Genomic DNA, 14,398 nt, shown 5'->3' with positions numbered 1-14,398 from the left:
ATTGATACAAGTGGAACTGACCATTTGTAAGTTTATAGATCGAACATATTCGTGTCCATTAAACTTTGGGCAGCGCCATCGATTTCAACACCACTTGGGGTACAAAGAAAGATTTCATCCCCCACTCGTTTGATATCACCATCTTGTGCATAGACAGTTCCTGTCAAAAAATCAACGATACGACGCGCCTGTTCTTCTTCAATCAGATGAAAATTAACCAACACCGATTCGTTATTCAATACATGCTTTGCAATATTCATCGCTTCAGAATAAACTCTCGGCTCCAAAATCGTAATTTTTCCAGACTGACTTTCCCGAGACTCCGCTTTTTTTCTTAAAGAACGTTGTGTCTGCGGTTGTGTCTGGTGCAGAGAAACAACCTTTTTTTCTTCTGCAGGATGAGACTGAGATTGTGTTTGCGGCTTTGGTGTTGATACTGGTTCACTTTTAGCAACCGCCACATTTGTGTTGTTATAATAACGATTTGAAGTTGCAGCAGTTTTTGATACTGCCGGTGTCGCTTGAACGACAGTCTGTTCAGGAGCTGCATATTCTTCATACTCGTAATCTTCATCAGCCAAACCAAAAAAATTCGCTGCCTTACTAAAGATCGACATCTAATTTCCTCCTTTTACATGTCTTTTACCAATGCTGTTCCTACCCGTATAAAGGTTGCTCCTTCTTGGATAGCAACGGAATAATCATTGCTCATCCCCATACTCAATTCTGTGCAAGGGGCATAAGATAGCTGCTTTTTTTGCTCATTTTCTTGAAGTAAACGTAGTCTGCGAAAAATTTCCCGCTGCTCTTCTTGGGTGGAATCAAAAGGTGCCATCGTCATCAGTCCAACGACTTGAATTTTATCAAAGGCAGCCAATTCCGAAATAAATTCTGAAAGTTGATCAGGAGAAATCCCCTGTTTTGTACTTTCCCCAGAAATATTAACTTCAACAAAACACTTGATAACTTTTCCCCCTCGCTTTTGGATTTCTCCAGCAAGTTTCAAGCTGTCAAGGGCATGAAAATAGTCTATCTCATTTATAATCAATTTTACCTTTCTCCGCTGCAAATTACCAATGAAATGCCATATAACCTGTGGAAAATCAGTCATTTCTTGTTTTTTCTCTAAGAATTTTTCTACACGGTTTTCTGCGCAATTCAACACACCGGCTCGGAGGACGTCTTTTGTTTTCTCAACATCGATCGTCTTTGTTACAGCTACGAGGGTAACCGAATCCTCGTTTCTACCAACAAGAGCACATGAATTCTGTATCTCTTGTCGGACCTCCCGCAAGTTGTCAGAAATCATGTGCTCTGCCTCCTATCGTTTACGACGGAAAAATGGTGGTGTACTTAATTCATCGTCGTCATTTGACTTCACTTCATCACGATTGAACGTATCGAATTCTTTTTTTTCGATGTTTTCAAATTGTGTGTCATCAACTCTTGGGCGAACATTTTGTTCTTTGCGAATATCCCAATCTCCAAATGCGTTGTCTTCTTCTTGAACAGGTTTTGCTTGTTCCATGTCTAAGACAGGTTTTTGGGGAACATTATGAAGTTGACTTTGTCGGGATGACCGGTTTGACCGATTTTCCTTTTTTGTTGGATCAATTCCTGTCGCAATAACTGTTACGCGAATTTCATCGCCTAGATCTTCACTGATAGAAGTACCAAGAATGATGTTCACATCACCAGTTGCGGCATTTGCAACGATATCTGATGCATCTTGTGCTTCAAATAACGTCATATCCAATCCACCGGTAATATTTAGCAGGACTTGTTCTGCACCATCGATGGATGTTTCCAACAATGGAGAAGAAATAGCTTTCTTCGTTGCTTCAATCACACGGTCTTCACCACTAGCAACACCGATTCCCATTAAAGCTGTTCCTTGATTTTCCATCACTGTTTTTACATCGGCAAAGTCAAGGTTGACATAGCCTGGTGCAGTGATTAAATCAGAAATTCCTTGAACACCTTGTCGCAAGACATTGTCTGCTTCACGGAATGCTTCCAACATTGGCGTTTTCTTATCAACAACTTCCAACAAACGGTTGTTGGAAATAATCAACAATGTATCTACATTTTCTTTTAGTTTTGCAATACCTTCTGCTGCAAAGCGGCCGCGTTTTGGTCCTTCAAAAGTGAATGGACGTGTAACAACACCCACAGTCAATGCGCCGATTTCCTTTGAAATCTTCGCTACGATCGGTGCGGCACCAGTACCAGTTCCGCCACCCATACCAGCAGTGATAAAAATCATATCTGCGCCGTCTAAAGCTTCACGAATTGATTCTTCACTTTCTTCTGCTGCTTTTTGTCCAACTTCCGGCTGTGAGCCAGCACCAAGACCACGGGTATATTTAGGTCCTAATTGAATGACTGTTTCAGCTTTTGAATTTTTTAAGGCTTGAACATCGGTATTTGCTGCGATAAATTCAACGCCTTTTACATTTTCTTCAATCATACGATTCACAGCATTGCCGCCGCCACCGCCGACACCGATTACTTTAATCACAGCGCCGTCATTGATGTTGTTATCAATTGAAAATTCCATAGTGTGTACTCCTCCTGAGGTTGATTAGTCGAAAATATTGGAAAAGAAGTCTTTGATTTTATCAGTTACACTTCCACCAGTTTTTTCTTCTGGTTCTTCTTCATATGTTTCTTCTGGATGGTCAAAGGTTTCATAGTTGATTTCTTGTTGAACGGCTGCTTGTTGCACCGGTTGTACTTTTTCGCCGGTTACAGCAGTTTTTGCTAATTGATAGACCTCACTAAGGTTCGCTGTATAATCAACGATACTGATGACATTGGTAAATACCGGATTACGCAAGCCCATGTGATTTGGCACATATAACTTAACATTCGTATCGAAGATTTCTTGTGCCAAATCAACAACACCTGGTAAACTTGCTGCACCACCGGTCAAAATCACACCGCCCGGTAAACTCAAAGCATCAATTTCTTCTAAAACTTCTTTTGATTTAGCAAAGATTTGTTCCATCCGTGCTTCGATCACTTCTGAAAGGTAACGTTCATCGATTTTTACTGGTTCAGATTTTCCAATCACATCAACAGGAAATTCTTCACTAGCTGAAGTACGTTCAGGATAAGCATCCCCATAATTGATTTTTAATGCTTCTGCATTATTGAAGGATGTATTCAAAACAGTCGAGATATCTTTGGTTACATACTCGCCGCCTTCTTGGTTGACGTGTGTAAATTTCAACTGCTTGTCGTGCATGACAGAAGTCGTTGTTTGACCGCCGCCGATGTCGATTACGGTCGTACCGAAATCTTTTTCGCCGTCAGACAAAATTGTTTCGGTTAATGCAAGAGGTGTGATCACCAGTTCATTGACGACCAGACCGGCTTTTTCTGCACATTTACGAATATTGTGAAGAATCGTTTTCGGTCCTGTGTATACAACACCGAACATCTCTAAACGAACGCCAATCATTCCGCGTGGATCTTTGATTCCTTCAAAGCCATCAACGGTAAATTCTTGCGGTAAAATCGTGATAATTTGTCTTTCTGGAGGTGTAGAACGGACTAAAGCGGCAGATGCCACATTACGAACATCCTCATCGGTAATTTCTTTTGATTCACTGTTAACAGCAATCATTCCTTGGCAATTTTCAACTTCTAACAGCGTTGCCGGTACACCGACACTCACACTGCGGATTTGAATACCTGCTTTTTCTTCTGCTTGTTTTACTGCACGTTGAATTGCTTGGACTGTTTTTTCAATATCGACGATGATTCCGCGATTGATTCCTTCTGATTTAGCATTCCCTACACCAATGATGTTCATTTGGTTGTCCACATATTCAGCAACTACAACTTTTACAGAAGTAGTACCAATATCAAGACCTACATACATTCCCGTCTTTGCCATGAATGGGATTCCCTCCTACTTTATTCCATATACCGCGAACAAATACTGCTCGTATTTATATACCATTTGATTAATTTATTCACTGCTACCAATTCTACCACAAAAAGCGGACATTTAGAAACCTGTTAATGAAAAAATATGTGGAAATTTTATTGATTTTTATTGATTTTCACTCTCTTGTGGCTCTGAACTCTCAGTTGTTTTTTTCTCTTCTTTCGGGTAGGCGTAAGTAAAAATTCCTACCTCCATGTCCACAATGCCTTTTTCCTTCATATCTTTTGCAACCTGTGGATAATATTGCATTTGTTTTGTTAGGTTGGAAATATTTACGATCACCTGATTGCCATCGTTCATATAGAGATTCAGCAATTCATCGTTGCTTTTTGTAGGTGCATAATTAATTTGCGAAATCCCGCTGCGAATTTCTTGAGACAGTTTTCTATACTTCTTTAAGACAGATAGGATTTTTTTCTCTGACGTAAAATTTTCTAAAATTGGTAAATCCTGAGTTGGTTTTTTCAGCGTTTCTGCCATCACTTGCCCATTTTCCAAAATCGGTGAGTAGGTATCTCCTTTTGCCAGAAGTGCCACCTCCTGATATTCTGTTACAGTCAAATGAAAGTGATTGATATTTTCGATTGAAAGTGACGTACTCTTGATTCTTGGCTGTTCTGCAGTCAGTTTTTCTTCATTCTTCCCACGTTGGAAAAATTGAGTCCACAGATTTTCTTGCAAGCGAAAATTGGTATCTTTTAAAATTTCTGCGGTAGCTACTTTGTTATTCCCCGAAACAGTAACTTTTGCCAGCTTACTCAAAGGTGAAACGTAATACAGCGTGAAAAGCAAGGGAATCGTGAAGAGTACGATTAAAAAAATCAATCGGCGATGAAGAAGCAAATCCCGCTGAGATTTTATTTTTGGTAAACGATCTGCAAATGAACCATTGGTTGGCTCTCCTTTGCTTTCTTCCATCTCGACATCGTCCGTTTTCGTTTCATCGGACGCTTCTTCTTCCACAATTTCTTCCGTCATCGTATCTGGACTACCATCAATGATTGATGGCGACCAGCTTGGTTGATCGCCTTTTTCTTTAAGATAGCTCAAATTAGCTTTTTGCCACGGTGTCAACTCTGCCTCATTGATTTCTGGTTCTTTGGATTCAGATTCCTTTTTTGTCTCATCAGGAGTTTTTTTGCTAATGACGATCACCACCTTAAAAAATAAATACTTAAATCAATGTCTGTACTAAGTTGAATAGTCGTTCTGCCGCATCAGGTATACCTTGCTCCTTGGAGGCAGCCGCCATCTGTTCCCGCAACTTCTTGTCTTCCATGATTGCATCAATTGCTAAAACCAGTGATTCACCAGTCAGCTCATCGTCGCGAATCATTCTTACGGCACCATGATCAACAAGACTTTGGGCATTCTTCGTCTGATGGTCATTTGTCACATAAGGACTTGGTATTAAAATCGCCGGTAAGCCTAATGCCGTAAATTCTGCAATTGAGGTTGCTCCGGCACGTCCAATCAGCAAACTGGAATTTGCCATGACTTCAGCCATTTTATCAATATACGGCTTAACACTGACAGTTGTCAATCTATCAAGTGAAATCGTTTCATTCTTTTTAATTTCTTCAAAATACCGTTCTCCCGAGGCATACAGGACCTGGTAGTCTTTTTGGGCTAACATCGGTAACGCAGCAACCACTGCTTGATTGATTTTTAGCGCTCCCTGACTTCCTCCAAAAATCAACACGGTTTCCTTCGCCGGATCTAAATCGAATTCTTTTAAAATATCAGATTTCCCACTGTCTCTGACTTCCGTTGCTCGAGGATTCCCTACAAGCACTGTCTTATCTTTTGGAAAGAAAGCAGCAGCATCTTGAAAAGCAATTGCAATTCGATCTACATAGCGGCTTAGAAATTTATTGGTAATACCGGGAACACTATTTTGTTCATGAACGACGGTTGGAATGTTCAGCTTCGCAGCAGCATAAACAACTGCGCCAGAAACATACCCGCCCGTGCCGATTACGATATCCGGTTTGAATTCTTTTACGATTTTTTTTGCTTGGCGAATACTTTTCATAAACAGATGAATAGTTTTAAAATTATCCAACGATAAGCTTCGCTTAAATCCTTGAATTTCCAATGTTTCAAAAGGAATATCTGTTTTAGGTAAAATTTTGTTCTCCAGACCTTTTTTCCCACCGACATATAGAAACTTTGCAGTTGGATCTTGTTTTTTGACATATTTCACAAAAGCTAACGCGGGATAGATATGTCCACCCGTACCGCCACCAGTTACTAAAACTCTCACTCGTTTTCGCTCATTTCTATTTGTATTTTCAGCGCTTCGATTGCTGCAATAAATCGATCCCCGCGAACTTCAAAATTAGGGTATTGATCCCAACTGGCATTTGCCGGAGATAGCAAGATCGTATCACCCGGTTGGCTAATTTCATAAGCCAAAGGAACCGCAGTCTCAGCATTTTCTGTAAAGATTATCTCTGGAATTTTGGCTTTTTCTGCTGCTTCAGCCAATTTATGCTGTGTTTCGCCAAAAACTATGATAGCTTTGATTCCAGTTAATGAAGGTACGAGTTCATCAAAAGAATTGCCTCGATCCAATCCCCCGGCTAATAAAATGAGTTTTGAATGTTCAAAACCGCCAAGTGCCATTTCAGTTGCCAGAATATTCGTCGCTTTCGAATCATTAAAAAATTGTCTTTTTTCAATCACATCAACAAACTGCGTCCGATGAGGAACACCGGTAAATTGTTGCAAGGCCATTCGAATCTTTTCGGCAGAAATTCCCCATGTTTTGGCTACAGCAATTGCTGCAAGTGCATTTTCAATATTGTGTTTTCCTGGTACACCCAGTCTGTCAGCTTCAATAATCGGTTCTGCTTTGAAATATAAGATACCCTCTTGTAAATAAGCACCTTCGACTTTTTCTACTGTTGAAAAAGGAACAATGGTTGCTTTTGTTTGATGGCTTAACTTTTGTAATTCTTCTTGATTCCAATTCAAAACAAGAAAATCATCCGCCGTCATATTTTGTTGAATGTGCCATTTTGCTTTCACATACTCACTGCGGCTGCCGTGGTAATCCAAGTGTGCTTCATAAAGATTAGTAATTACGGCTACTTTAGGGTGAAAGGTTTGAATTCCCATTAGTTGAAAACTCGAAAGCTCCATTACTAGTACATCTTCTTGTTGTGCTTTTTCTGCAACGGAGCTCGCAGGAAATCCGATATTTCCTGACAAACGTGCAACGCCAGAAGTCAGTCCGGCATTCAACGTTCGCTCAATCATAGTAGTTGTCGTCGTTTTCCCATTTGTTCCGGTGATTCCGATAATTGGGCAGTCAGCAATTTGATAGGCCAATTCCACTTCTGTGATGATTGGCATTCCTTTTTCTAACGCTTTTTTGATTAAAGGATGTGAATAAGGAATACCGGGATTTTTAACCATCAAGGAGAAATCCTCATCCAACAATTCAATTGGATGCTGACCAGTGATGACTTTGATTCCTAAAGCCAAAAGATCCTGTGCTTCGGGATTTTCATCAAAGGGCTTTCCGTCATTAACGGTGACAAGTGCGCCCAATTCATGTAACAATTTGGCCGCACTGAATCCACTCTTTGCTAATCCTAGCACAAGAACTTTTTTATTTTTATACATTGTTATTTTTTTCATTTTCTCCATCTCCTACAACACAATCACTAAAGTAACAATCGAACAAACTAACGCAATCAACCAGAAGGTAATATCGATCCGCCATTCAGACCACCCGCTCATTTCAAAATGATGATGAATGGGTGACATCTTAAAAATTCGTTTTCCCGTTAATTTAAATGATGTTACTTGTAACATCACACTTGCAGTTTCACAAACGTAAACAAGTCCTATAAGTAATAGTGTCCATTCTTGATGAAGAAGAATCGAGATTGCTGCTAATAATCCCCCTAAGGCTAATGAGCCCACATCTCCCATAAAGATTTTTGCCGGTTTATGGTTGTAAGGAAAAAAGCCCAGCAAACCGCCGATGACGCTTAAACAAATGATCAATACATCAAACTGTTTCTGTTTCCAAGCAATGATGCCATAAGTAGCAAAGGAAATAATGCCGAGAATCGAAACTAACCCATCGATGCCATCGGTCAAATTGACGGCGTTAGAAAAACCAACTAGCCAAAAAATCACGAAAATGCCATAAATCAACGAAAGATTCAAATCATAACCAAAAAGATTTAAGGTATTTCCATTGCCATCCATCAGGTATACACCATAAAAAACGACTGCACCGACAATTTGACCAATCAATTTTTGTAAGGAGGTCAATCCCATATTTCGTTTCATAAAAATTTTGATGAAGTCATCTAAAAAACCCAGCAATCCATAAAGGAATAGGATAAATAACAGAATAGACAGTGCAGGTGTCAATTCCTTTTGCCACGCTCCTACCCAAAGTCCCGTAAGAATACTACTGATAAGGAAAACGACACCACCCATCGTTGGGGTTCCCGCTTTGACATTATGCCATTTTGGGCCTTCCGTTCTGATTTCTTGTCCAAATTGTTTTACTCTGAAGTAACCGATAAATAAAGGCATTATCGCAAACGTCATTGCAAAACTACTCACGATTGGCAATATCATTTTCGTCCATTCCATTTTCTTCTCTCCTCAAATCAATTATTCTGTAGGGTAAAGGTGACTTCTTCGTTGATTTTTTCATAAGGGGCAACACTTTGTTCTACACAATAGCCTTCCCCGTCAAAATTCACAGTAATATCCAGTAATTCTCCTAGTTTCAGCAAATCGGCTTTGGACCATCCGCTGGTATCCGGCATAGTGAATTCATCACCCGTCGTTTTTAGCAACAGCCGCTCTGAACTCATCAACTCAGAACCACTTGGTGTCGATTGTTCTTTTACTTTTTCACCGTTTCCGATAACGATAGGATTCAGTCCACTCTTTGTCGCATCATTTGCAGCTGTATCAACAGCAAGATTGCGATAATCAGCAACGGTGATTGTTTCAGAGTTTTCTTTGTCTGGCTGACTTTCTTCCGTTTCTTTAAAGTCCATTGCCCGTTTTAGTAACGGATTACCAATACTTGCCAATGCATCTTGTTCCCAAGTTTCCGGTACTTTCATTGTCATATATAAAATATACTCTGGTTCCTTGGAAGGAATCATCTCCACGATTGAGTAGAGATAGGAAGTTTCCCCTTCCAAATACCCACCATCTTCAGCGACCACTTGGGCAGTTCCGGTTTTAGCGGAAATATTGTATCCAGGAACCTCATAATGCCCATAGGCACTTCCGTAGTTCTCACTTTCAACAACATCTCGCATATACTCCCGCACTTTAGAAGCAGATTCTGCGGAAACAGGTTGTCCAAGTACTTCTGGTTGAGTTACCCGTTCTTTGCCGGTAGCAGGGTCAACGATTTTACTGATATATTGTGGTTTCAACATTTTTCCGTCATTAGCGATTGCAGAAAAGGCCTGCATCATTTGAAAATTCGTTACCCCAATGGCCTGACCAAAGGAACTCATTGCTTGGTCCACTACATTTGAAGTAGGCAATATTCCTACATTTTCATCCGGCAATCCAGAGTAAGTACTTTTCCCGAAACCAAACTGTTGCAGGTAACGTTGCCACCGGGTTCCCAATTTTTGTTCCAGTTTGACCATGCCGACATTACTTGACCACGAGAGCGCTTGGCGCATGGTTAGGACACCTTTTGCCCCTTGGTCATGGTCATTGATGGTTGCGTCAGCTACCTTGATTTTCCCAGAGACGAAGGTTTCATTCTCATTGAATACTCCATCATCCAATGCCGCAGCAGTTGTCATGACTTTCATGGTTGAACCTGGTTCATACCGATCCTGTACCAATAAATTGCGCCATTCAAATTCGCCGTCTTTAAATTCCGTTTCCGTTTCTGGATTAAAGGTTGGCCGTTGTGCCATGGCTAAAATTTCGCCTGTTTTGGCCTCCATCAACATTGCAGTCATATTTTCTGGTTTGTATTTTTTATTTGACGCATCCATTAACGTTTCCATATAGGTCTGCAGACGACTATCAATCGTTGTATAGATATCTTGCCCATCTTTTGCCTTAACTTCTTCTGCAACGGTTCCTGCCAAAGGGTTTTGATAGTTGTCCTTCTGATAAACAACCTTTCCATCTGTTCCACTCAACACATCATTGTAGGAAGCTTCCAGACCTAAAATTCCTTCTAAACCTTTGTCTATACCGTTTTTATCGACTTTTGACTCAGCGATACCAATAAAGTGAGAAGAGAAAACACCGTTAGGATAAATACGTGCAGGATGGTCATCGAAATACAGCCCGGTCAATTCTTGTTCTTCCAGCGTTTTTTCGATTTCTTCTTTTTTCGCTAACGTGATTCCTTTACCATTTTTTCCAAATTCCACTTGGTACCGTTCATCTTTTAGACCGTTTTCCAATTGTGACAGGGCGTATTTCTTTTCCATCCCCAATTTGTTATGGAGAATCTCAGCCAATTTATCAAAGTTCTTTTCTTCGGCATACAACTTTTTAGAGCCGGTCATATATTTGGTGGATAGAATCGCTTTGACAGAATAGGAAGTCGCATCTTCCGCAATCGCAATCCCATTCCGATCATAAATCGTTCCACGACGAGCTTTTACTACACTAGACCCTTGGTACAGGGCTTCTGTTTTTTCTTTTAGTGAGGTACCAGCGACTTGACCAACGACCACTAAATAAGTCAGTCGAGCGGCAAATAAAAAGAACAACCCAATACTCGTAGCAAATAAAATAATACCTACTTTTTTGCGATTGTTCATCGGATTTAAATTTTTATTTTTAATGTATCGTTTGATTCGTTTAAAGCTCATTTACTTCACTTTCCTTAAGTTATCATCATTGATCGTCAAGCCTTGTTTTTCGGCAACCTTTTTGATGCGTTCCGTTTTGGAAAGCTCACTTTTTTCTTGTTCCAGACGTGTCGTTTCCTCATTTTGTTGTGTCGTTTCCGCTTGGATTAACGAAACATCATGCTCAAGTTGACTGATATCCGTGCGCACATAAATAGTAAGAACTGCTAGACCAATAATTGCGGCAAAAAGGATGGCACCTATCAATTTTTCAAGTTTGCTGATCCGTTTTAATCTGCGGGCTGGAGAATGAGGAACTTCAATAATCTCTGGCCGTTCAGGAGGTGTTTGAGCGGATTTGTTTGGTTGTGGTTGTTCGATGAGTGGTTCGGTATAACCATAATCGTGGGCTTTCAATTCCGCCATCTTAACTCTCCTTCCTTCTCGCTTTCTCTGCAACGCGCAATTTTGCGCTTCTTGAACGATTGTTTTCAGCCAGCTCTGCTTCCGAGGCAACCAGTGGTTTTCTCGTAATCAGTTTTAGTTCTGGTTGGTATTCATCAGGAACGACCGGTAATCCCGGTGGAAGATCCTGTGGACTGCTGTATTCTTTAAACATTGTCTTTACGATTCGATCCTCTAATGAATGGAAGGTAATCACGCTGACTCTGCCATTTTTTTTCAGTAATGCAATGGCCTGTTCCAGTGATTCCTCAATGGCACCCAATTCATCATTCACTGCAATTCGAACAGCCTGGAAAATCCGTTTTGCCGGATGTCCGCCTTTTCTTCTTGCCGGTGCCGGAATGGCTGCCTTGATTACTTCAACTAATTCACCGGTGGTTTCGATCGGTTTGTTTTTGCGAACCCGTTCAATTTCCCGCGCAACTTGTTTTGAAAATTTTTCCTCGCCGTAACGATAGAAAATTTTTACTAATTCATGAAAATCATAGCCGTTGATGACATCATAGGCAGAAAAATCCGCACTCTGATCCATACGCATATCTAATGGTGCATCTTGATGATAACTAAATCCTCGTTCGGCTTCGTCCAATTGAGGCGAAGAAACTCCTAAGTCGTACAAAACACCATCCACTTGACGGACACCCAACTGGGCAAGTTCGTCTTGTAAAAAGCGAAAATTACTTTTGATAAAGGTCACTTGTCCCTTTTCAACATAAGGTGCCAAGCGTTGTTTCGCATGGTCGATTGCTTTTTGATCTTGATCGAAAGCATAGAGATGTCCTTTTGCTCCTAATTGGCTCAACAGGTATTCACTATGACCTGCCCCGCCTAATGTGCAGTCAACATATACACCATCGGGATGAATTGCTAATCCATCGACAGTTTCTTTTAGCATTACCGTATAATGTTGAAATTCTGCAGTCATCTGTTTGCCTCTTCCTATAGCCCAAAATCAATCATTGTTTCAGCGATTTCATCAAAGTTTTCCTCTGCTTCAATCGAGAATTCATTCCAGCGTTGTTCATCCCAAATTTCAATTCGATTCGCTACACCGGTAATCACGCAATTTTTTGTCAAATCTGCATGCTTTCTTAATGTCGCCGGGATATTAATCCGACCTTGTTTATCAATTTCACATTCTGTCGCTGCAGAATAAAAGAAACGGACAAAGGTACGGGCATCTTTTTTTGCTAGGGGCATTTCATTTAATTTTTTTTCTAAATTGTTCCACTCAGGTAAAGGGTAACCAAATAAACAACCGTCTAATCCTCGCGTCACCACAAACTTTTCGCCAAGTTTTTCACGTAGTTTGGATGGTACGATTAGTCGGCCTTTTGCATCGATCGTATGTTGGAATTCTCCCATAAACATCGACAAATATCCCCCAATCTCCACCTGATATTCATAGTCTACCACAATCCCCCACATTCCACCACCTTTTCTATGAAATGTCATGAGAAGTTTTTTGACTATTTTTTACCAAAGATTTTGAAAAGATTGGAGCCCTTTTGTCGCGTTCTTTAAAAGTCTTTTTATAAATAATGCAGCAGATTCAGGACGATCAAAACAACATATACGATAATCGAAAGCAGAAATACTAAGCGCCAAAACATTTTTCCGTAGCGGGCATATAAAATCTCACCATAGTAATACGCTTGAAAAACCGCCACGATAATTCCCGTAAATAAAATCGAAATGAAAAAATACGGTAAAAAGGAAGTTTCAAAGGTATTTTGTGATAATTGATGCAAGCCCAACCACAAAAAAGGCACACTAATATCAGGTGCTTTGATTTTTAGCCGCTTTTGTAACGAAAAAGTGGTGACTAAAAAATTGGCTGCGAACAGCACGATAATCGGAAATAGATACCAAAACACTAAAACTGGCGTAAAACTTTGCATAATGCAGTTCCTTTCTTTTTAACTAGAGTAACTATACTTCATTTTCTTTACATAGATGTTTCAGTTCGTTTAAAAGTTTATTCAGATATGCAGCCTTTTCTAAAAAAATCAGTGGCTTATCCGAGAAATCCTTACTCTTTTCCCTTATAATAGTAGTAACAAGGATGTGAGCAGATGATTCAATACTATACGATCACAGATAAAAAGCTGGTGCTCTGTGGAGACAAAAAAGAGGATGCCTTATGGTTGCATATCGAAAAGCCGGAGATTGAGGAAATCAGTGAAATATCAAAAAAATTTCAACTACCAAGTGATTACTTGACCGCCATTTTGGATGATGCCGAGAACTCCCGTGCAGAAGGCTTGGAGCAGGAAACTTTTTTGCGACCGGTTCTTTTGTTGCTGCAATTTCCCTATGTTTCGACAAGTCCCAGCGGGTATTTGCAATTTGAGACCTTCCCTCTTTCGTTAATCATTACGCCAGACAAAAAATTGATCAGCGTATCAAATTACCACCCAACATTTTTCAGCAAACTGATCCAACAACCTTTACCCAACAATGACATGAGTGATCGGGTCAATTTAACACTAGAGATTTTGTGGCATTTAGTCTTAACCTACAATGATCATTTACGGGCAATCAAAGGACAGGTGGAAAAACTAGAAGGTCAAATCCAAGTCTCCACCCAAAATAAACATCTGTATCAAATTATGGATATTCAAAAAAGTTTGGTCTTATTTGAAGCAGCGACCGAGGCGAATTTTAATACCTTAAAAGAATTGGCCCATTCCCCCGAATTCAAAAAGAATCATGCGTACCGCAACCATCTCCATGATATTTTGGTGGAAACAGAACAATCGACGACTTCTGCAAAAATCCATTTGAAATTAGTGAATCAGATGACAGATATTTTTTCTGCGATTGTTTCAAACAATTTAAACAATGTGATGAAAATCCTGACTTCATTAACGATTGTCCTGACAATTCCAACAATTGTCGGCGGCTTTTTCGGAATGAACGTTAAATTGCCCTTTGCCTCTCGAGCGGATGCCTTTTTTCTGATATCAATTGCTACCTTAATTTTATGCTATATCACGATTTATTATTTAAGAAAAAAAGATTTGTTGTGAACACCTTTCAAAAAAATTACCTATCTCTCCATCAAAAAATGCCTATACTACGACAGTAAATGAAAGTTGCTGATTTTTCAATAACAATCAGCAAGTGGCGCATTTTTCAAGTAAATGTT

14 protein-coding genes are annotated in these 14,398 nt (G+C 40.0%); 1 reads left to right on the top strand and 13 read right to left on the bottom strand.

Annotation, left to right across the window (positions count from 1 at the left end):
• Positions 1-32 precede the first annotated feature (32 nt).
• From BN1875_RS11030 to BN1875_RS10970, 13 genes are all read right to left on the bottom strand, one after another.
• Entirely contained in the window at positions 33-617 is a 585-nt protein-coding gene (locus BN1875_RS11030; RefSeq protein ID WP_048604886.1) for a cell division protein SepF, read from the bottom strand.
• A 14-nt stretch (positions 618-631) separates the two neighbouring features.
• Positions 632-1,309, bottom strand: a complete 678-nt coding sequence (locus BN1875_RS11025) for a YggS family pyridoxal phosphate-dependent enzyme (RefSeq protein WP_048604885.1) — start codon at positions 1,307-1,309, stop codon at positions 632-634.
• A 12-nt stretch (positions 1,310-1,321) separates the two neighbouring features.
• Entirely contained in the window at positions 1,322-2,560 is a 1,239-nt protein-coding gene (ftsZ, locus tag BN1875_RS11020) for a cell division protein FtsZ (protein WP_048604884.1), read from the bottom strand.
• A gap of 24 nt (positions 2,561-2,584) precedes the next feature.
• Complete coding sequence (gene ftsA / locus BN1875_RS11015; RefSeq protein WP_048604883.1) at positions 2,585-3,904, bottom strand: cell division protein FtsA; 1,320 nt, start codon at positions 3,902-3,904, stop codon at positions 2,585-2,587.
• 159 nt (positions 3,905-4,063) lie between these two features.
• Positions 4,064-5,113 carry a cell division protein FtsQ/DivIB gene (locus tag BN1875_RS11010; RefSeq protein ID WP_231586084.1) on the bottom strand — a complete coding sequence of 350 codons (1,050 nt, stop codon included), beginning with the start codon at positions 5,111-5,113 and terminating at the stop codon, positions 4,064-4,066.
• A gap of 19 nt (positions 5,114-5,132) precedes the next feature.
• Complete coding sequence (murG, locus tag BN1875_RS11005; protein ID WP_048604882.1) at positions 5,133-6,224, bottom strand: undecaprenyldiphospho-muramoylpentapeptide beta-N-acetylglucosaminyltransferase; 1,092 nt, start codon at positions 6,222-6,224, stop codon at positions 5,133-5,135.
• Positions 6,221-7,606, bottom strand: a complete 1,386-nt coding sequence (gene murD, locus BN1875_RS11000; RefSeq protein ID WP_048604881.1) for a UDP-N-acetylmuramoyl-L-alanine--D-glutamate ligase — start codon at positions 7,604-7,606, stop codon at positions 6,221-6,223. The genes murG and murD overlap by 4 nt, the downstream gene beginning before the upstream one ends.
• Before the next feature lie 12 nt (positions 7,607-7,618).
• Positions 7,619-8,581, bottom strand: coding sequence for a phospho-N-acetylmuramoyl-pentapeptide-transferase (gene mraY, locus BN1875_RS10995; protein WP_048604880.1), 963 nt, complete (start codon positions 8,579-8,581; stop codon positions 7,619-7,621).
• A 17-nt stretch (positions 8,582-8,598) separates the two neighbouring features.
• The gene (locus BN1875_RS10990; protein ID WP_048604879.1) at positions 8,599-10,803 is read right to left on the bottom strand and encodes a penicillin-binding transpeptidase domain-containing protein; all 2,205 of its coding nucleotides are present in this window, start codon (positions 10,801-10,803) and stop codon (positions 8,599-8,601) included.
• Positions 10,804-11,208: a cell division protein FtsL gene (gene ftsL / locus BN1875_RS10985; RefSeq protein WP_048604878.1), complete on the bottom strand. Its 405-nt coding sequence runs from the start codon at positions 11,206-11,208 to the stop codon at positions 10,804-10,806.
• A 1-nt stretch (position 11,209) separates the two neighbouring features.
• The gene (gene rsmH, locus BN1875_RS10980; RefSeq protein ID WP_048604877.1) at positions 11,210-12,172 is read right to left on the bottom strand and encodes a 16S rRNA (cytosine(1402)-N(4))-methyltransferase RsmH; all 963 of its coding nucleotides are present in this window, start codon (positions 12,170-12,172) and stop codon (positions 11,210-11,212) included.
• A gap of 14 nt (positions 12,173-12,186) precedes the next feature.
• On the bottom strand, positions 12,187-12,618 hold the full coding sequence (gene mraZ / locus BN1875_RS10975; protein ID WP_048605333.1) for a division/cell wall cluster transcriptional repressor MraZ: 432 nt from the start codon (positions 12,616-12,618) through the stop codon (positions 12,187-12,189).
• A gap of 161 nt (positions 12,619-12,779) precedes the next feature.
• The gene (locus BN1875_RS10970; RefSeq protein ID WP_048604876.1) at positions 12,780-13,148 is read right to left on the bottom strand and encodes a DUF3397 domain-containing protein; all 369 of its coding nucleotides are present in this window, start codon (positions 13,146-13,148) and stop codon (positions 12,780-12,782) included.
• Between the two features lie 174 nt (positions 13,149-13,322).
• Here BN1875_RS10970 and BN1875_RS10965 point away from each other — a divergent pair, with 174 nt between their 5' ends.
• Positions 13,323-14,279 carry a magnesium transporter CorA family protein gene (locus BN1875_RS10965; RefSeq protein ID WP_048604875.1) on the top strand — a complete coding sequence of 319 codons (957 nt, stop codon included), beginning with the start codon at positions 13,323-13,325 and terminating at the stop codon, positions 14,277-14,279.
• Positions 14,280-14,398 lie beyond the last annotated feature (119 nt).

The sequence above is a fragment of the Enterococcus massiliensis genome (assembly GCF_001050095.1).
In the GTDB taxonomy this organism is placed as follows: Bacteria; Bacillota; Bacilli; order Lactobacillales; family Enterococcaceae; genus Enterococcus_C; species Enterococcus_C songbeiensis.
The sequence above is the reverse complement of the archived record's forward strand: the minus strand, read 5'-3'. Positions and strand labels throughout refer to the sequence as shown.